This window comes from Halovivax limisalsi (assembly GCF_023093535.1).
In the GTDB taxonomy this organism is placed as follows: Archaea; Halobacteriota; Halobacteria; order Halobacteriales; family Natrialbaceae; genus Halovivax; species Halovivax limisalsi.
Map to the genome: position 1 here is coordinate 784,559 of NZ_CP095757.1, position 19,927 is coordinate 804,485.

At 65.3% G+C, this 19,927-nt stretch carries 13 protein-coding genes; 6 read left to right on the plus strand and 7 right to left on the minus strand.

The features are described 5' to 3' along the window. Positions 1-66 precede the first annotated feature (66 nt). Entirely contained in the window at positions 67-1,395 is a 1,329-nt protein-coding gene (locus tag MXA07_RS03430) for a glycosyltransferase family 2 protein (RefSeq protein WP_247730650.1), read from the minus strand. A 1,480-nt stretch (positions 1,396-2,875) separates the two neighbouring features. On the opposite strand from MXA07_RS03430, the gene MXA07_RS18225 reads away from it, so the two are divergent. Next, a complete protein-coding gene (locus MXA07_RS18225; protein ID WP_343217257.1) occupies positions 2,876-3,040 on the plus strand; it encodes an HVO_A0556 family zinc finger protein in 165 nt (54 codons plus the stop codon). Between the two features lie 13 nt (positions 3,041-3,053). Here MXA07_RS18225 and MXA07_RS03435 read toward each other — a convergent pair whose 3' ends face one another. Beyond that, entirely contained in the window at positions 3,054-3,983 is a 930-nt protein-coding gene (locus tag MXA07_RS03435; RefSeq protein WP_247730651.1) for an NAD-dependent epimerase/dehydratase family protein, read from the minus strand. A gap of 312 nt (positions 3,984-4,295) precedes the next feature. Between MXA07_RS03435 and MXA07_RS03440 the strand changes: the two genes are divergently transcribed. Genes MXA07_RS03440 through MXA07_RS03450 form a run of 3 tightly spaced genes read left to right on the plus strand, consistent with a single transcriptional unit; the run spans position 4,296 to position 7,462 of the window. After that, positions 4,296-5,507: an NAD-dependent epimerase/dehydratase family protein gene (locus tag MXA07_RS03440; RefSeq protein WP_247730652.1), complete on the plus strand. Its 1,212-nt coding sequence runs from the start codon at positions 4,296-4,298 to the stop codon at positions 5,505-5,507. Positions 5,508-5,516: 9 nt separating this feature from the next. Then, the gene (locus MXA07_RS03445; protein WP_247730653.1) at positions 5,517-6,494 is read left to right on the plus strand and encodes an NAD-dependent epimerase/dehydratase family protein; all 978 of its coding nucleotides are present in this window, start codon (positions 5,517-5,519) and stop codon (positions 6,492-6,494) included. Continuing rightward, the gene (locus MXA07_RS03450; RefSeq protein WP_247730654.1) at positions 6,491-7,462 is read left to right on the plus strand and encodes an NAD-dependent epimerase/dehydratase family protein; all 972 of its coding nucleotides are present in this window, start codon (positions 6,491-6,493) and stop codon (positions 7,460-7,462) included. The genes MXA07_RS03445 and MXA07_RS03450 overlap by 4 nt, the downstream gene beginning before the upstream one ends. 84 nt (positions 7,463-7,546) lie before the next feature. Here the strand turns inward: MXA07_RS03450 and MXA07_RS03455 are convergent, their stop codons facing one another. Further along, positions 7,547-8,404, minus strand: a complete 858-nt coding sequence (locus MXA07_RS03455) for a TrmB family transcriptional regulator (RefSeq protein ID WP_247730655.1) — start codon at positions 8,402-8,404, stop codon at positions 7,547-7,549. Positions 8,405-8,546: 142 nt separating this feature from the next. Between MXA07_RS03455 and MXA07_RS03460 the strand changes: the two genes are divergently transcribed. After that, a complete protein-coding gene (locus tag MXA07_RS03460; RefSeq protein ID WP_247730656.1) occupies positions 8,547-8,693 on the plus strand; it encodes a hypothetical protein in 147 nt (48 codons plus the stop codon). A gap of 248 nt (positions 8,694-8,941) precedes the next feature. Here MXA07_RS03460 and MXA07_RS03465 read toward each other — a convergent pair whose 3' ends face one another. The 4 genes from MXA07_RS03465 to MXA07_RS03480 form a co-directional block, all read right to left on the minus strand. Continuing rightward, positions 8,942-9,580: a hypothetical protein gene (locus MXA07_RS03465; RefSeq protein ID WP_247730657.1), complete on the minus strand. Its 639-nt coding sequence runs from the start codon at positions 9,578-9,580 to the stop codon at positions 8,942-8,944. Positions 9,581-9,876: 296 nt separating this feature from the next. Then, the gene (gene glmS, locus MXA07_RS03470; RefSeq protein ID WP_247730658.1) at positions 9,877-11,799 is read right to left on the minus strand and encodes a glutamine--fructose-6-phosphate transaminase (isomerizing); all 1,923 of its coding nucleotides are present in this window, start codon (positions 11,797-11,799) and stop codon (positions 9,877-9,879) included. A gap of 73 nt (positions 11,800-11,872) precedes the next feature. After that, positions 11,873-13,135 (minus strand): sugar phosphate nucleotidyltransferase, encoded by a 1,263-nt coding sequence (locus MXA07_RS03475; RefSeq protein WP_247730659.1) that lies wholly within the window; start codon positions 13,133-13,135, stop codon positions 11,873-11,875. A 308-nt stretch (positions 13,136-13,443) separates the two neighbouring features. Further along, positions 13,444-13,782 carry a cupin domain-containing protein gene (locus MXA07_RS03480; RefSeq protein ID WP_247730660.1) on the minus strand — a complete coding sequence of 113 codons (339 nt, stop codon included), beginning with the start codon at positions 13,780-13,782 and terminating at the stop codon, positions 13,444-13,446. A 454-nt stretch (positions 13,783-14,236) separates the two neighbouring features. Here MXA07_RS03480 and MXA07_RS03485 point away from each other — a divergent pair, with 454 nt between their 5' ends. Beyond that, positions 14,237-19,660 (plus strand): CARDB domain-containing protein, encoded by a 5,424-nt coding sequence (locus MXA07_RS03485; protein ID WP_247730661.1) that lies wholly within the window; start codon positions 14,237-14,239, stop codon positions 19,658-19,660. Positions 19,661-19,927 lie beyond the last annotated feature (267 nt).

Sequence of the window (19,927 nt, forward strand, 5' to 3'; positions counted from 1 at the left end):
GTTATCGGCGGAAGGCGGAGGGTACATCTGCCGGCACGAGATACTGCGTCAATTGTTTTGTTGTCCTTATTGATTACTACTGTCGGAGAATTCTCGAAGATGTGCGTTGAGCGAGTGGAGGATGATTGAGGAGAAGGTCATGAAGGTCCCAGTTAGGGCAAAAAGAGCTGTGACAAGCGCGAACCCGACAGAGAACGTGTCCGTGGTCAGATAATTGGAGATCGTCAGGTAGCCGAATGTGAACCCAACGATGATGCACACTGTCCCGGGGAGGCCGAGGGCGAGTATCGGCCGCTCACGTTCGATTGTCCTCAGAATGTTACTGACCAGCGTCAACCCGTGAGCGACTGGATTATGGCTACTTGGGTCGTCCACGTCGTAGGAGATCGTGGTGGGGACCTCTTCGACATCGTAATTGTGTCGATGAGCATGATACAGGATGTCTGTACTTGCGCTCATTTTCGATCCAATGGAATCGTCTTCGCTTAACGATTCGATCGCTCGTCGATTATAAACACGAAATCCGCTTTGCGTATCTTGAATCCACGACCGTCGCCGGAGGATCCCCATACTCAGGTTCGTGAGCGTGTTTACGACCGTCAGGCCGAACCGCCGATAGAACGGGAGGTCTGTTTTCGTTCCCTCCAGAAACCGATTCCCGATGAGAATCTCCGCCCCGCTTTCCTGCTGTTGGCGGACGAATTCAGGAATGTCGTGGGGATTGTGCTGGCCGTCGCCGTCGAGAATGACGAGGTGATTCGCTCCTCGCTCGTTGGCTTCACCGAATAACGTCTGGAGCGCGCTACCGTATCCGCGATTCTCCGAGTGAGAAACGACAGCCGCACCACTTTCTAACGCCTCGCTTGCCGTGGTATCAGAGCTGGCGTCGTCGACGACGATAACTTCGTCCGCGTAATTCGCCGCTGCGGATACGACTTCCCCGACCGTACCCGCTTCGTTGTACGCCGGAATCCCGACGACGATATCCGGTCCTTCGGACAGTGTCGCTGCCTCCGTCACCGTTTCTTCTGGTTCGTATGCCTCGAGACTGCGGTCGAAGTCTATGCGTGCTGATTCGTCAGTATGCAGGATGAGTCCGCCCCGCTCGCGCAGATTGGCATACCCTTCGAGGATCTCTCGTAAACCGCCTTCTTGCTGTGGTGACCCCTCAACGTCGAGGACTTTCGCACCGAATCGCTGGGCGATTCGCGTAACAGGGCTCTCACCGCACATTGAAACGAGTACGACCTCGAAACCGCGTTCTCGGGCCTCAAGGATATTTTCGAGAGCGATCGGGTTGTGGCCGACGAGAAACCCGAGAACGGGGTCTTCCTGACCGAGGGACTGGCCCTGTCTTTCTTGCTCCATTTCCTGCACCGGTTTGCTCTCAGACATCCGGTTCCGTCACCTCCTCAAATGGGATGATGGGTCGAGTTGAGGTAGTGCTATTGGCAGAAATCACTGCCAGTATCATCTCTTCGTCGTACGCGTACCCTCTGGTAGCGCCCGAATTGAACGATCTGGTGGGGGTCCTAAGTGGCATGTCTCGTCCGACTGTATTCGTCTATGGCTTGAATGTCGCACCGCCGGTAAATATCTATCGCGTTTGACCTGTCGATATGCTTGTATAAGATATCACCAACCGTTGTATGTGTTGCCTCCTCTTCCATTGACTAGTACCGTAACTGGTATCGTGGACCCGTTGTGTTTGTTGATCCTGATCATCATGCTGGTCAATATGACCGATGGGTAAAGACATACATCCCAATGCATTAGGCAATTCTGGCGCTGGTCCAACCGAAAATCCCATGAGCTATTTCCACTGGTGGAACCGGAGAATCTCGATGGTTATGGAGTCCGTATGCTGCAAACCCATACTCAACATTGGTCGATATATACGCGGCAAAATTTAGGATACAAACACTCTAGCTCGATGAACGGCTGATGTGATCGTTCGAATTCTGGTGGAGATATCTACAGGAGACGGCTAGGTCCGTCGTTCCACAATGGCCGATCCGTGAGCGGACCGAACTGTACAGCCCGTTTGGCCTTCGATCGAGGCGTAAAGTAGGCACACGGCCCGCATCAAACCGGTTTGACTCCATAGATGGTGATAACCTCTATCACAACTGATGTTCTTGGCACCCTTTGACTCACGGGACCATATCTCGACTCTGAACGAAGTGGCGAATCCTCGGCTCGTGGGTAGTATCGGAGAGTCATTGGCGTTCGTGCAGTGGGTTGGACTGTCGGAAACCGCCGAGTCGAACACTGTTGAACGCGATCAACGCTACGTATCGAAGCGTCCGTGCCATCGTCGCGTGGCTGACGTCCAGGAGCATCAGCGAGCCGGAGGCCGAGCGCGCCGGCCGGCACCGATTCAGGACAGGTGAAACAGAACGAACGTCGTCGTTCGCCGCGTTCAATCGATGAACCATGCACCGAATTAATCTCGAAACCAATCTCGGGCGGCGAAATATCCGATGATGATCTATACTCCACTAGACCCCTAGGGCCCCCTAGCGAACCTTGGTCCTCGGCGACGTCTGCCGAGACAGTACCTTCGGTGTATCGAAATTTGAACCCGCAGTTTGATGGAACTTGTGATTACCCTAGCGGGTGGGGTTTGACGGGTCTCCGCTCAGCACCCCTCTAATTTGAGTTATTCCCGTCCAATACAGTTTGATGTAAGAAAACGATTGAGGAATAGTAATCGTAACGTATTGATCGGATGCCTGTACTGTACTAAGTGTGAACGCAATTCGGTGTACTAGTATTATGACTATTCCACGACCGCCGATTCAAAGCCACCGAGAACTGAACGACATTTCGGTCAGTAGGTTTATGCGACCTCCCCGAAACAGAGCGGACTGTAATGCAAGAGGCTACGGTTGGTACGAAAGAACGCCCCCTCCTCGAGCGACTTGCTGGCCGGACGTGCGAATTTTGCAGTTCTGGAAGTCTCGCCCGGGAACAATACAACGGAAACGATGCGGTCGTCTGTCGGGAGTGTGGGACGCCGACGATGCAACTCTACTGAGTACGAGAACGATTCACGCAACTTCCGAGTGGACCGCCATCCGAGACAGACACTCTTCTAGTGCCATCGTGGGTTCGTATCCCAACCGCTCCTGAGCGTTCGTGATGTCGGCCTGGCTTTCCTGAACGGCTACCTCACGATCCGATTCGTAGACGATCTCGGCGCCCGGATCAACTCGATCCCGAACCAGTCGGGCCAGTGTCCCCACAGAAGCGGCCTCCCCGCTGCCGACGTTGAACGCCTCGCCGACGTGCGTCGTCGTCGCCGCTCGCATCGTCGCGCGAACCACGTCCGAGACGTGTACGAAGTCGCGGGTCTGCGAACCGTCGCCGTAAACCGTGATTGCGCCGTCGTCATCTAGCTGCTCCAGAAACGCACCGAGCAGTCCACACAGCGAGTCGTCCGTTGCGTCGGGGCCGAAGATGTTGAAGTACCGGAGCGCGACGGTTTCGACGTCGTACCGCTCGCACCACAGTCGCGTGTAGTGGTCGCGCAGGAGTTCCTGCTCCCCGTACAGGGTCACTGGCGCCGTCGGACCGGACTCGGAAACCGGATCCGATTGCCCATCGCCGTAGAGGGCCGCGCTCGTCGCAACCACGACTCGAACGTCGAGCTCCCGGGCCAGTTCGAGCACAGTGAGCGTGGAACCGACGGTCGTCGCGTGCGACGCTCGCGGGTTCGACCGCGTTGCCTCGTCGCCGCTGGTGGCCGCGAGGTGAAAGACGACGTCGACACCTGTCATCGCCTCCCGTAGCGCAGCCTCGTCCCGGACGTCGCCCTCGAACACGATCGCCTCGTCGGGAACTCGATCGCGGTCGTTCGACCGGAAGTGATCGAACGCGATCACGGTGTTCGTCTCGACGAGCTCCTCGACGAGGTGACACCCGACGAACCCCGCGGCGCCGGTGACGAGCGCCGTCGCATTTTGAAGTGACCCCTGCATCCGTTTCTTCGTACGACCGCTATGTTAATAGTTACCGCCCCATTATCCTGCGCGGATCTACCGACGGGTACGCGGTGATTGCCCGTCTCGGCACCGATTTCAGCGACTCCCAAACAATCGATTCGTGAAATAATCTCCCATCCAATTCAGAGAGTATGTGATGAAGGCCGCACCCGTATACATTTTCGTAGAACTCTCAACCGACACGACGATTCAACGCGACGACAACTGGCGGAGAGCGCACTCCGCTCCCACCGGAAGTTATGCCAACCTTTTTCAGGGAAGACAGTTATTCAGATACTGAGTAACCCCATGACAATCCTCCTCACCGGTGCGGACGGCTACCTCGGCTGGCCGACCGCGCTCCGAATCGCGGATCGAACCGACGACCGTGTCGTCCTCGTCGACAATCTCGCCCGACGGCGCTGGGTCGAAGAGATCGGTTCGCAGAGCGCGACCCCCGTCGCGTCGATGGACGAGCGCCTCGACGCAGCGCGCGAGGTCCACGGCCTCGACAACCTCTCGTTCGTCGAGGGCGACCTCGCCGACAGATCGTTCGTCGACGAACTCCTCGCGGTCCACGAGCCCGAAACCGTCGTCCACACGGCGGCCCAGCCCTCAGCGCCCTACTCACAGATCAACGGCGAGCGGGCCAACTACACGCAGCACAACAACATGCAGGCTACGCGGAACCTGCTGTGGGGCCTCGAGGAACACGACCTCACCGACACCCACTTCGTCGAGACGACGACCACGGGCGTCTACGGCGCGCCCGAGTTCCCGATCCCGGAGGGCGGCGCCACGATGGAGAACGGCGGCGAGCGCGACGAGGTTCCGTTCCCCGCGATGGCGGGCTCGTGGTACCACCTCACCAAGTCCCACGACGCGGCCAACATGCGCCTCGCGCACAAGCAGTTCGGGATCCCGATCTCGGACGTGCGAACCGCGATCACCTACGGCACGGAAACCCCCGAAACCGCGGCCGACCCCCGTCTCGCGACGCGCTTCGACTTCGACTACTACTTCGGCGTCGTCGCCCACCGCTTTGCCGCTCAGGCCGTCGCGGGTTACCCGATGACGGTTTACGGCAAGGGCGAGCAGCGCAAACCCTTCATCAGCCTCGAGGACGCCGTCGAGGGCCTCGCCCAACTCGCGCTGGCCGACCCCGACGACAGGCCGGACGACCTCACCGTCTACAATCAGGTCACCCGGGCGATCAGTATCGTCGAGATGGCAGAAACGGTCGCGTCCGTCGGCGACGAGTTCGACCTCGACGTCGCGGTCGAGCACTTCGAGAACCCGCGCGACGAGGACGAGACCCACAAGATGGAGATCGAGAACGACCGCTACCTCGGTCTCATCGGCGAGCAGTCGACCAGCTTCGAGGAGGGCGTCCGCGACGTTCTCGGGACCCTCGTCGACCACGGCGACACAATCCGGGCCCACGAGGATCGCTTCCTGCCGGGCGTCCTCGAGGACTGGGAGGCCGAAGAGAGCGCCACCCCCGTCCCTGAGGAGGACTGACGAACTCCGATGCACGTCCTGGTGACCGGCGGCTGCGGTTACATCGGCAGCGTCCTCGTCCCGCAACTCCAGTCGGACGATCGCGTCTCCGAAGTTACGGTCCTCGATTCGCTGACTTCGGGCTCGCCGCGGAACCTGCTCGACGCCGCGTTCGACGACGGCATCCGCTTCGTCCGGGGTGACGTGCGCAACTACGGCGACGTCGAGCAGGCGATGCGCGACGTCGACCGCGTGATCCACCTCGCGGCGATCACCGGCGCGGCGAGCACGCACGACCGCCGCGAGGAGACGTTCGCCGTCAACCGCGACGGCACCGAGAACGTCTACACCGCCGCCGAGAAGTTCGACGTCGAGCGCGTCGTCTTCGCCTCCTCGTGTAACAACTACGGTCGAGCGAAGAGTACCGAATTGGACGAAACCGTCGAACAGGATCCGCTCAACCCGTACGCGGAGACCAAGGTCGCCGGCGAGCGCCTCCTCGAGACGTACCTCGATCGCGACGCGTTCACCGGCACCGCCCTCCGGATGAGCACGAACTACGGCTTCGCACCCGGGATCCGCTTCAACCTCGTCGTCAACCACTTCGTCTTCCGCGCGCTGACCGATCGGCCGCTGACGGTCTACGGCGACGGATCGAACTGGCGCCCCTTCATCCACGTCCGCGACGCCGCCCGAGCCTACCGGCAGGCGGCGCTCGACCCGGACGCGTGGGGCGCTCGCGTCTACAACGTCGGCAGCGAGGCCGGCAACTACCGGATCGAGACGATCGCCGAACTCGTTCGCGAGGAACTCGGCACGGACCTCGAGGTTACCTACATGGAGGACGAGGATCCCGGCCCCTCCTACCACGTGAACTTCGATCGGCTCGCCGACACCGGTTTCGAACCCGAGTGGACGCTTCGCGAGGGCATCAGCGACCTCGCCGACCGCTTTACCGAACCCATGACACGACAGCACTCCATCCAGCAAAACGGTGAGATGCGATGATCGACGATACCCCTACCGTCGCCGTGACGGGCGCGGCGGGCTACATCGGCAGTCGCGTCGTCTCCGAACTGCAGACGTACCACCCCGAGTGGTCGATCAGCGCGTTCGACAACTTCTACCGCGGCAGCGTCCGCGAGATCGGCGACGTGACCGTCGACCACGTCGATATCCGCGACGGTGACCGCCTGGAAGGCGCCCTCGACGGTGCTGACGTCGTCATGCACCTCGCCGCCATCTCCGGCGTCGACGACTGCGACGAGAACCGAGACCTCACCTACGACGTCAACGTCGCCGCGACCGGCGACGTCGCGTGGTGGTGTCGCGAGCACGGCGCCGCGCTCATCTTCCCGGCGAGCATGGCCGTCCTCGGCGACCCCGAGACGTTCCCGATCACGACGGATCAGCCCCGGAACCCGCTCAACTGGTACGGTCGGTCGAAGGTCCTCGGAGAGCAGCTGATCGAGACGCTCGCCGACGGCGCCTTCCCCGCCCACTGCTATCTCAAGACGAACCTCTACGGCGAACACGAGGTCGGCGAACGGACCGTCTCGAAGGGGACCGTGATCAACTTCTTCGTCGGTCGCGCCCTCGACAACGAGACGCTGACCGTCTACGAACCCGGCACCCAGTCGCGCAACTTCATCCACGTCAAGGATATCGCCAGGGCGTACATCCACAGCGCCGAGTCACTTCTCGAGGACCTCGAAGCGGCCGAAACGGGCGTCTCGAAGTACGCCCTCGCCTCCGACGAGGATCCCAGCGTCATGGCGATGGCCGAGCTGGTCCAGCGGATCGCAGGCGAGGAACTCGGCACGGAACCGCCGATCGACCTCGTCGAGAACCCGCGCTCGGGAGAGACGATGGTCGAGGAGTTTACCGTCGACACCTCGCGCACGCGGAAGGAACTCGGCTGGGAACCCCGCGAGACCGTCGAAGAGAGCGTTCGCCGGCTGTTGCGAAACGGATAGTGATTGGGTGACCGAGGAACCGGACGGGTTCAGTACGTTTCGACCCGGCATCGGCGAGAGAAGCGACCAGTGAACCTACCGCGTCTAGTCCCGCTCCACGGGCGGTTCCACGCTATCGTAGTCCCAGATCAGCTCGAAATGACGAAGTAATCCGGCGATGAACGCGCCGTTTTCCGTGATCGCCGCCTGGCGCTGGTGCAGGGGTACCTCTTCGTCTTCGACGAGCATGACGGCCCGCCCCGACTCGTAGGTCATGCTCGGGTCGGCGAACGTCCCCCGCCAGGGGAGGCGCCGTTCGCTGAAGCGGTAGGAGATCTCGGGATACGCCGCGGCGAAGCGGTCGACGATCTCCGCCTGGATGGCTCGATTCGACTCGGAGAGGTGACGCGGGTGGAGGAAGATCACGGAAACCGAGACCCCCGACTCCAGCGCTGACTCGAGGGCCGGTGCGACGTCGTCGAGGTACTCGAAGCTCTTGGTGAGGACGTAGACCGCCTCGTCGGCGTCGTGATAGAGCGAGCGTGTCTCCGCCTCGCTCGGGTTTCCGACGTCGACCACGTGGAACAACTCCTCGGTCGGGGACACCGACGAACTGGCCGATTCGAACGCGGGTTCGAACGTCTCGAGGAACTCGTCGCGGAGCGACTCGAGTTCTTGGCGCGCCGTTTCGTAGGCCTGACGCCGGTTCTCGATCTCCCGGTCGAGGATCGTTTCGGGGTGTTTCGGTTGATATTCCTTCGGCCGTCCGGGAATGACCTTGATGAGTCCGCTGTTGGCGAGCGAGTCGAGGACGTCGTACACCCTCGCCTTCGGGATGCCGGTGGCGTCAGCGATCGTGGGTGCGGTCGTCCGACCGTGCCTGAGGAGGTGATCGAGTGCAGTGGCCTCGTACTCTTTCAACCCGAGTTCGGCCAGTAATGCATTCGAATCGGAGCGAGTCATGCCGTGCGGTTTGTTCAGGTCGAATTTAAATGTGGCTTCGTTCCGATCGCTTAACTCCGGGTGCCGGCCTCTAGCGGCCGACAAAACGTTCTATTCGACCACAATATTAATACTGGGTGAGCGCATCACAGTTACTAAGAAAATGAGTAACGAGATGGTGGCCGACGAATCAGACGACGAGCATTTCGAGGAACTTCCGGACGGCGCGGGCTGTACGGAGATCTGGGAGCACATCGCCGAACGACGCGGTCGAGGTGACGTCGAATCGACCGAAGTCGATGAAGAGTGAGGGGTCGACATGATCGAAACTCCAGAGCGACCGAACCGCTTCGGTGCATCCGTCGGTCCATCCAGCGACATGTTGCTGGCCGACCAATCGCTCTCGATGCGCGTTACACGCGACGGAAGTCGTTACTCGTGAACGTGAGCGACCGAGTCGACTCGCTTTGATAGCTTCCTACTCGCTGATAGCCGGACCAGCCACCGGACCGTACGAGCCGGCCCGCTCGGACCCCGCCCCCGCTGACCGGACTCCGTTCAGTCGGTGGCGTACGCCCGCGACCAGTAAGCGATGAGCGGAACGCCCAGGATCGTGGGCCACAGCCACGCCGCGATCCCGAGCGCGGGCGCGAGGGTGACCGCCGAGACGGCGCTGACCGTCGCGATGAACGCGCCGGTCATCCGCTGGAGGTGGCTGACCAGCCGCTCCTCGCCTCGTTCACTCCGGAACGACCGCACGTCCAGGAGGCCGAACGCGACGCCGATGGTGCCGAAGGCGACCAGCACGATCCCGAAGTTCCGGCCGTCGAGCATCCGGGTGCCACCCCACGCCCCCAGACTCAGGCAGGCGAGAAGGACGCCGCCGGCGGCCACCCAGTCGACTGCGCGAACCCCGTTTCGCTCGCGGCTCCGCGAGAGCGCCCGGAATCCCGAGAAGGCGAGGTAGCCGCTGAAGATCGCGACGAGCGTGAGGATCCCTCGAGACGCGGTAGGATCGATCGCCAGCAGGGCGATCACCGTCGCGACCACGCCGCTCATCGCGAGGAGAAAGCCCGTGCCGGCCAGTCGATGTCGCCGTCCGCCTTTGATCGTCACCAGCGCGCCGAAACCGGCTATCAGGGCGACCACGCCTGCGGCGACGTGTATCCGGAGCGTCCACGTTTCGACCGGAGACATAGCGGCATGTTAAAATCGATTCACAAAAAAGGTGGTCCGCCGTTGGGGACGCTGGTCGGAGAAGCGACGGTGGCCGGCAACGAACGACTCCGGGCGGGAAGGCACGAGGGGCTGGCGGTGAGCGAACGCGAGCGTGGGCGACACTCGCGTTCGCTCGCTGGAGGGTCGGGGACGCGAGCACCGCAGCGAACGAAACGAGTGAGGAGCGCGGACCGCACCGACCCGAGAGTGTCGGGGCTTTTGAAACGGTAGCAGTGAATCAATTCCGTACCGGAGCGACGAACACCCGACCTGGATCACTCCACCGTGACGCTCTTGGCCAGATTTCGCGGCTTGTCGATCGAGCGGCCGAGTTCGTTCGCCACCCAGTAACTCACCAACTGGAGTTGCACGTTCGCGAGGATCGGCGTGAACGCGGGCCCCACGGAGGGCACTTCGAGAACGTGATCGGCCGAGCCGCCGACCGCCTCCGGCTGGTCGGTCACGGCGACGACGGGCGCGCCGCGGGCCTCGACCTCCCTGACGTTGCCGAGGATCTTCGAGAGGCCGTCACCGCCACTCTGTGAGTCGGTCATCGTAGCGAAGACGGGCGTTTCCTCGGTCACTAGCGCGAGCGGGCCGTGTTTCAGCTCGCCCGCCGCGAAGCCCTCCGCGTGGCGGTACGTGATCTCCTTCATCTTCAGCGCGCCCTCCATCGCGACGGGCGCGTCGTAGCCCCGACCGATGAAGAAGAAGGCGTCGCTGTCGACGAACTCGCGGGCGACCGCGCGAGCGTTGGTCTCGTCCAGGACGCGCTGGATGCCGTCGGGGATCGCGCGCAGCGACTCGACGAGGGCTTGCGAGCCGCCGTCGGTCAGCGCTGCGGCGAGCATCGCGAGCGCGACCTGCTGGCTGGCGAAGGTCTTCGTCGCGGCGACGCCGATCTCGGGGCCCGCGCGGACGTACGTGACGTGGTCGCACTCGCGGGCGGCGGAACTGCCGACGACGTTCGTCAGCGCGATCGTCTCCGCACCGGCTCGGTTGGCCTCCCGGAGCGCCCGCAGCGTGTCCGCGGTCTCGCCGCTCTGAGTGACGCCGACGGCGACCGTCTCGGCCGAGACTGGGACGCGATCGGTGGTGTACTCGCTCGCGAGGAACGACTGGGCGGGCACGCCGCGCTCGCGGAGCAGGCGCGCCCCGTAGAGCGCCGCGTGGTAGGAAGTGCCGCAGGCGACGAACTGGACGGGCCGGAGTCGACCGGTCGAATCGCCGTCGGTGGCTGATCCCCGTACAAGGCTGACATCGTCGAGTTCCGACACGGACACCGACCCCGACAGCTCCTCGACGCGCTCGCGGAGGCAGTCGCGAATCGCCTCGGGCTGTTCGTTGATCTCCTTCAGCATGTAGTGGTCGTAGCCGCTCTTGCCGGCGTCCTCGGGATCCCACGAGATGGTCTCGACGCTCGTCTCGAGCGTGTTCCCGCGTTCGTCCGCGATTCGAACGCCCGTCGGCGTCACGGTCGCGAACTCGCCGTCGTCCAGGTAGATCACCCGGTCGGTGTACTCGATGAAGGCGGGGACGTCGCTCGCGAGGAAGTGGCCGTCTCCACCCACGCCAAGGACGAGCGGCGACTCGTGGCGGGCGGCGTAGACCGTCTCGTCGCCCGCGACGACCGCGGCGACGGCGTAACTCCCCGCCAGCCGCGAGACGGCCGTCCGGAAGGCGGCTTCCGGATCTGCCCCGCGTGCCAGTTCACGCTCGAGCAGGTGCGGGACGACCTCGGTGTCGGTGTCGCTCTCGAAGGCGTGGCCGTCGGCCGCGAGTTCCTCGCGCAGTTCTTCGTAGTTCTCGATGATCCCGTTGTGGACGACCGCGACGTGGCCGCTGCAGTCGGTGTGGGGGTGCGCGTTGGCGTCCGACGGCGGGCCGTGAGTGGACCATCGCGTGTGGCCGATGCCGGCCGCCCCATCGACGCTGCCGTCGGGCAGGGCGTCCTCGAGCGCGGCGAGTTCGCCCTCGCGCTTGTGGACGGTGACGTCGCCCGCAACGGCCGACGGTTCCGCGGGGGTCGATGCTACTCCCGCTCTCGACGACGCCGGTTCGGTCTCAGCTGTGCGTTCAGGCTCGCTGATGGCGACGCCGGCGGAGTCGTAGCCGCGGTACTCCAGTCCGGAGAGGCCGGTGAGGAGGACGTCCATCACGTGATCGCCGTCGCCGGTGTAGCCGATGATGCCGCACATCAGTCGGCCACCTCCGCGCCGGCGGCCCCGGTCGCGCCCGGCAGGACCGCACTTCTCGCGTCCGTTGCGACCATCAGGATCGCACCTCCGTCTCCGCCTCGACGACCCCCGAAACGGCCGTCCCCGGCCCGATCTGCGCGTTGGCACCGACGACCGTCCCCGGCGCGTAGGTGACACCGCCGCCGTCGCGCACCCGGTCGGCCAGGACGGCCCCGAGTCGGACATCGGTCGCTACTTCCTCGCCGACGCGGACGTCGCTCGGCCCGCCGGCCACCGTCGAACCGGTGCCGATCTCGACGCCGGGGCCCGCGACGCACTCGACGAGCGTCGCTCCAGCGCCGACGCGGACGTCGCGATCGAGGACGCTGTCGGTCACGACGGCGTTCGACTCGATCGTCGCGTTGGCTCCTGCGGCGACCGACGGCCCGACGACGGCGCCGGGGCCGATCTCGCAGTCCGGCCCGAACGCCACCGGCTCGCGGAGGACGGCCGACTCGTGGACGACGGGTGCGGCCCGGTCGTCGGTGCCGGTGCGCTCGCTCGCCACGCCGGACGCGGTGTCGGTCCGCGCTTCGTCGACGCTCTTGCCGCCCGGTCCGTCGCCCGCGGGAGCGCTCCCGTCGACGAGGCCGCGCTCGAAGAGCGCGTCAGCCACCGTGAGTAGATCCCACGGGTAGGTCGCGTCGACCCACAGGCCCGACGATCGAACGCCCGTCACGGGTTCGTTCGACTCGAGGAGGCGGGAAATGGCGTCGACGAGCGATCGTTCGCCGGGCGAGGATTCGATCCGGCGGGTCGCGTCGAGGACCCGCTCGTCGAGGACGTAGACGCCCGCGTTGAGGAGGTAGGACCGCCCCGCGCGTGGCCGTTCGACGATCTCGCTCACCCGACCGTCTTCCAGGCGGACGCCGCCGTACTCACTGACGTCGCCGTGGTCGAGCAGGCCGAGCGTGGCGGCGGCTCCGTCGTGTCCGTCGCGTACGGCCGCGATCAGTTCCCGACCGACGAGCTGGTCGCCGTAGACGCAGAGCGTCGGCCCGTCGATCGCCGACGCGGCCTGCAACAGGGCGTGACCCGTACCGAGCTGGGTCTCCTGGGTGACGTAGGAGAGCGGGACGTTGCGGTAAGTCGGCCCGAAGTGCGACTGGACGCGATTCCGCGCGTGGCCGACCACGAGCGTGACGTCGGTCACGCCCGCGACGATGAGCTCGTCGAGGAGGTGTTCGAGGATCGGCGTCGTCGCCCCGGGGAGCATCGGCTTCGGCCGATTGCGAGTTAGCGGCCTCAGCCGTCGCCCTTCGCCAGCCGCGAGGACGACCGCCGACGTGTCGTGCATATCACGGGAGATGATCGAACTGATATGTTAGTCTTGTGGCTTTTTTCGTTCCGCGCGATAGACCGGTGAAAATACAGGTGCGATACGGAATCCCGGGCGTGATCTACCGTTCGTATCAGGTTGCCGGTATCTATTCGTGCGAACCGTTACATCGACGGGCGGACACTGCTAGCTAGTGGCGCCGCGGTGAGTCAGCGTGCGGTGACGGGATCGAAGGCGGGACGTCGTTTCACAGCCGGCCGACCGAGAGCTGCTGGTTCCGACGATCCCAGCTCGCCGCGGCCCGCACCGCCCGCACCCGGGCGGCGCTACTCGTCCGCCCAGGGCGGATCGGTTCGCGGCGGACTGAAGACGTCGATCCCGACGACCGGATCCTTGCCCCGGTTCTCGGCCGCGTGCGATTCGTTCCCCTGAAACGTGTAGGAGTCGCCCGCCGAGACGACGACCTCCGACTCGTCCGCAAGAACGAACGTCAGGTCGCCGTCGAAGACGTAGCCAGCCTGTTCGTGTCGGTGGCTGTGCATCGGGACGCTCGCCCCCGGCGCGATCCGGAAGTACTGCACGCTCATCAACTCCCCGCTCGACAGTTGCGCTAACTCGACCCCGTCGACCGGCTCGTGCAGCTCGGCCGATTCGTGATGGTCCATGGCCGTAGTGACCCTCCGGTCGGTAAAAAGCCGGACGGTGGCTCCCTGCCCCCTGTGGAATCGCCGTGGGACGCGGAATCGGCAGTTTCGTGGCCCAGAACGGCAGTTCCGGGGAGAGAAATTCCGGAATAAAGTGTCGCGTCGGTCGAGACGCACGCGGTAGCCGGCGCGAATGCGACGGCTACCAAGTCCAGGCGACGGTGGAGATCGTCCGCTTTCTGATCGGTTCCACCCGATCCAACTCGCCAGGAAACGGCGTGCCTTCCGGGGAGCCACCGTACTCGCCGGAGGTCTCCTTGCTCGTCCTCGCATTGCCACCTTCAATGTTTGTACGCTGATGTACAATTTTGAAGACCTCAATATTGAACCTCCATTCCTCTGAATGAAAAAATATCATACAGAATATTCAGGATATAAAGATATATTGGGCTGTTGTTTGATGATGCCTACATCAATGCGTCTGGACGCGAAGCGCGTTTCTCTCGCGGTTTGTATCGCGATGGTACTGGTGGGGGCCGGCGGCGTCGTCGGCGCCGTTGGCGGTGCCGTCGCCGGGCCGACCCAGGCCGGCGCGGGTCCGCCCGCCGGGTCGGCACTCGCCGTCTCCGATTCGGGTCTCGAACCCGTCGGGGCGTCGGACTACGCCCGGCTCGAACCGACCGGCTCGATCGCCGTCGCCGCGAACGAGTCGAGTGACGGCACCGTCGGTTCCGCGGCCGACTATATCGAGTGGACGGAACAACCGCCGGGAACGGTGGCCGAAGGCGAGAGTTTCTACGTCACGCTCACCGGGGAAGCGTCCCAATCCGGACAGGTCTGCGTCGAGCAGGTCGGCGGGGCGGGGTTCGTCTCGTGTCAGGATCACTCGGGTGGCGTTTTCTCGAAGATCTTCGAGGGGATCGACGTCCGGACGGATCTCGGTCTGCAGGCCGGCGAGTCGACGGAACTGATCGGGACGGCACCCGGACTCGAGACGGACGCGGCGACCGTCTCCGTGGTCGCCCAGCCGACGGGATCGCTGTCGGTTGACGTCACCCGCGGCGGGACGGCCGTCTCCGATATCACGAAGCTGAATATCTACGACGCCGACACCGACGAACTGCTCGCGGAGAAATCGATCAGCGACCCGCTCGGGTTCGAACCGCCCCGAACCATCTCCGGCCTCCCGACCGATGCAGACTACGAGGTGGAGGCCTTCGTCCGAGACACGTACGTCGGGACGACCGGATCGGTATCCATCCAGGCCGACGAAACGACCGCGGCGGAGATCCAGGCGCCGGAGACGGTGTCGGTCGACGTCGCCGTGAACATGTCCGACGGCGAGACCCCGCTCGAAGGGGCCACGGTCCAGCTCCTCTCCGACGAGGGTCGGATCTGGCACGAGGACGTCACCGGCGCCCAGGGCACGACCGAGACGTTCGACGTCCAACCGCCCGCGGAGGTCCGGCAGGGCGACTACCTTCTGGCGGCGGTCATCTACGAGGGCGAGTGGGTGGGATCCACCCGGCTCGCCGAGCGCACTGCGGGAACGAAGACGATCGTGACCGACGTCGATCCGTCGTCCGTCTTCGGCTTTTCCTACGAGCCGGATTCGCCGGGGGCCGGTAATTCGGTCACGTTCACCGGGACGGCGGGCACCGACCACTACTGGGAGTTCGGCGACGGCGAGAGCGCGACGGGGCAGTACGTCTCCCACACCTACGCGGAGGCCGGCGCGTACGCGGTCTCGCTCACGGTCGACGGCGAAACCTACGAGCGCGAGGTCACCGTCGAACCGTCCGAAGGCGGGATCGACTCGATCGACCGCGAGCGCGGCGGCGTCCCCCTCGCGTCGATCAACTACCCGGAGACGTTCACCGTCACCCTCGAGGACGGGACGCCGACGCCCGATCGCGTGCGCTTCGAACTCGGCGGCCGCGAGAAAACGGTTGACGGGAGTGCGGACGCCTACGAGGCGGCGTTCGACCTCGGCGAGCTGGATGGCTCCACGCATCTCTCGGTGACGGTCGAAGACGACGACGGGCAGAACTACGTCGCGCGCGAGTACGTGAAAATCCAGTCCGTCCCCGAGTGGATGGACTGGATGGTCGACGGGAAACTGGGAACCACCGTCGGCGTCGACGAGGGAACGATCACGCTCGAGTACGGTCCCTTCAATCTGAACGCCTACGAGTTCTCGATCGGGGACGTCCCCCTCACGGTCGATCCGCCGAACTTCGACGGGGGCCCGACCGTCGGAATCAGCTACGACAGTTACACCCGTCGGGCGACGGCCTACGGGAGCGGCGGCTTCTCGACCGATCTGCTCGGCTACGGCTTCAGTATCGACGTCAGCGCGGACGCGACGTTCGAGGATAAACTCGAGTTCGTCGAGGCGACCGCGACGGCCGACACGAGCCTCTCCGCGCAGGTCGGTCCGCCGCTACAGATCGACCCGCCGCTCGTCGACCCCCTCGGCGTCGAGACGACGCTCACGCCGTCGCTCGGCCTCCAGGGCGAGTTCAACGAGACGTTCGCGTTCCAGGAGGGGACCGTCAGCCCGGGTGCCGACCTCACCGTCGGCGTGCAGACGCCCGTTCCGGCCGGTTCCGTCGGCGTGAGCGCGACCGGCGGACTCGAGGGCAGCTTCGACGTCCCCACGGACCCGCCGAACCTGAGCGGCGAACTCTCGGTCGAGGGCAGCGGCTGGGCCAAATCGGGCGGGAAGGAGGCGGACTTCGAGGTCGGGCCGTTCACCCACGAGCTCGGGTCGGACGGGGCCGCGACCTCCGACGTCGTCGCGACGAGCGAACCCGACTGGCACCTACCCGACCGCCGCGGGCCGGCGCCGCTGTCCGGCGTGGCGAGCGTGGACGGGGGCGAGAGCGCCGTCGGCGCGACCGCGGCGCTGGCGTCGACCGATCGCCCGACGGGCCCGTTCCAGCGCCTGACCAATCGCACCATGGCGGACGCACAGCCCGCGATCGCGAGCGGGAACGGCACCGTCGCCGTCGCCTGGAGCCGCCAGGCCGCCGACAAACCCGTCGCCGACGGTCGCGATATCGCCGTCCGAACCCGCGACGGCGGCGCGTGGTCGAACGTCACCTGGGTGTCGGACGACGCGCGCCACGACCAGCGCCCCGTCGTCGCGGCGACCGACGACGGGCGATTGCTGGCCGCCTGGACGCGGATCGACGCCTCGCTCGACTCGTTCGTCAAGCCGTCCGAGGTCTACCCGTCGTGGGAGATCGCCTACTCGGTCTACGACGGCGAGACGTGGAGCGACCCAGCCGTGCTCCAAAATTCGAGCAGGCGCGATCGCTCGCCGACGGTCGCTCCGACCGGCGACGGCTGGGCGCTCGCCTGGGCTCAGGACGCCCTCGTCGAGAACGAGACGGGCGGGACCTACGCGGTCGCTGGGACGGACGTCGCCGTCGCCCGGATCGACGCCGACGGCACCGCGACCCGGCTCGACCCGATCGAGAACGCGAGCCGCCCGGCGGTCGGTGCGATGCCGGGCACCACGGGCGCCTCGCTCGCGTACGTCGCGACGGACGCCGGCGAGTCGACGGTCGTCAGGGAACGCGTCGCGAACGCGACGACGCAACTGGGGTCCTACTCGGCGGGGACCGTTTCGGACCTCGTCACGGCCGGCGATCGCGTGGTCTGGGTCGAGGGCAAAGTCTCGGAGCCCCGCGTCGTCGAGGGCCGGAACGGCGAAAACAGGACACTCTCGCTCGACGGCGACCCGACGAGCGTCTCCGAACTCTCGCTGTCGACCGACGGGGCCAACGCCGTCCTCTCCTATCGCGCCCGGCTCGCGGGGACCGAGGCGAACGACCTCGTCTACCGGCTGGATCGCGGCGACGGCTGGATCCGCGATCACCAGTTCGCGGACGCCCCGGCGCAGAACCTGACGATCTGGTACCCTGACACCGCGCTGACGGCGAACGGATCGTTCGTCTCGGCCTTCGCCGCCCAGAACGCCTCGATGACCGCGAAGAACGACGTCTTCGTCTACGACCACGATCCCCGGCCCCGCTACGCCGTCGCGGCGGACGGCCCCGCGAACGCGACCGCCGGCGACGCCGTCTCGATCGACTTCGAGGTCGCGAACGTCGGCGACGTCGACGGAACGGAGCCGGTGACGGTGACGATCGCCGATCGGGACGGCCCGCTCAACGAGACGACGCTCGACACCATCGCGACCGGCGACACCGCGGCTGGAACGCTCACCGTCGCCGTCCCGGACTCGGGGACGGTCGACCTCTCGGTCGAATCGAACGCGACGGCGCTCTCGGGCGTCGAACACCGCGATCGGATCCTCGCCGCGACCGCGAACCGAACGATCGCGTCGGCCGGGAGTGAGCCGACTGACGCGTCGCTCCGGTCCGCCGCCTCGACCCGAACCGAAACCTCGATTCGCCTCGCACGCCCCGCGCTGTCGATTTCCAACGTCTCCGTCTCCGATCCGGCGAACGAGACGGTCGCGGTCGAGGTCGAAAACAACGGCAGCGCGGTCGCGACCGACGTCCCGGTCGCGATCACCGACGACGGCGACGCGGTGGCCAACGGGACGATCGCCACAGTCGGCGTCGGGGAGACGGTGACGTGGATCGCGTCGGTCGATCCCGCCGCACTGAATCGCACGGCGCCCGCGACCGTCAGCATCCGCACGGGAGAGACCGTTTCGTCCGAGTCGGTGACGAACGCGACCCGGACGACCTGGCTCTACCAGCCCGCCCTCACCGTCCACGACGATATCCGTGTGCTGAACCGCACCGACGGGATCGCCGTTCGCGGCCTGGTCTCGAACGGTGGTCCGATCGACGCGAACGCGACGGTGTCTCTGGCTACGGTCGGTCAAAACGGGTCGACGTCGACCGCGCTCGCGAGCGAGCGACTCGCGTTCGAGGCCGGCGCGGCGAACACCACCTTCCGGACGGCCCGCTTCCTGCTCGATTCCGACGCGATCGAGGCCAACGAGACGGTGCGCCTCCTCGCGGAGTCGACGGTTCCCGACGCCGATCCGTCCACGACGGCCACGAGACGGACGATCGAGGCGCTCACGCCGGCGCCGCCGACCGTCGAGCTGGCGATCGCCGACGTCACGGCCGAGCCCGTCGCCGGCGACGCCGTGGAACTGGACGTCGCGGCCGAGAACGTCGGGATGAATTCGACGAACGCCTCGGTGTCGCTGCTCGTCGACGGCGAGCGGATCGACAGGGCCGCCGGGACCCTCAAGAGCGGCGAGAACGCGACCCGTACGCTCACCTGGATGCCCGACGCAGCCGGCGACTATCGCCTCGCCGTCCGGAGTGACGACGACCGCGCGGCGACGACCGTCTCGGTGTCGTCCGACGACGGCGGTGGCGGCGGCCCGGCGCTGCCGCCGGCGCCCTCGCCGGAACCCGACGTCTCGATCGTCGACGTGCAACCGTCGGCGACGTCACTCGCGGTCGGCGAATCGCTCTCGGTGACGGTCACCGTCACGAACGACGGCGACGCGGCCGGCGAGATCGAGGTGCCGCTCTCGATCGACGGCGCGGTCGTGACAACGGAGACGGTGTCCGTCGAAGCGGGGGCGACGGCGACGGTAACCCTCTCGGCGCCGATCGAGTCGAGCGGCACCCACGCGATCGCGGTCGACGGCGAGTCCGTCGGAACCGTCGAGGTGACCGAACAGGACAATCCCGACGACGGCGAGGACGGCACCGACGGCGGGTCGGACGACGGAACGGACGGGCAGGACGGGACGGACGCGCAGGATGGCGAGGATGGGTCCGGCGACGATCCGACCGACGCCGACGGAAGCGCCGGCGACGGCGTCCCCGGATTCGGCGCGCTCGTGGCCGTTGTGGCGCTCACGCTCGCAGTCGCGAGGGCACGGATCGGGTGAGCGAAATTCGATATCGGTGGCCAAACCGGTTTTCGATCGTTCGACAGGGACGCTCCAGGGGCCGTCGCGGATGAGCGTCCATCACAACGGCGACCGTCCTTCGCGGAGAACTTGGACCGAGTCATCGAGGGACTCGTCCGTCGTCCCGAGGGTGCACCGCTGTCTTCGATCGGTGCTAGATCACCGACGGTCAGGTCAATTCCGCGCCGTACAAGACCCTATCGACGCTCTCTGAGACGTCCGTCTCCCGACGACCCGGGTTCAAAC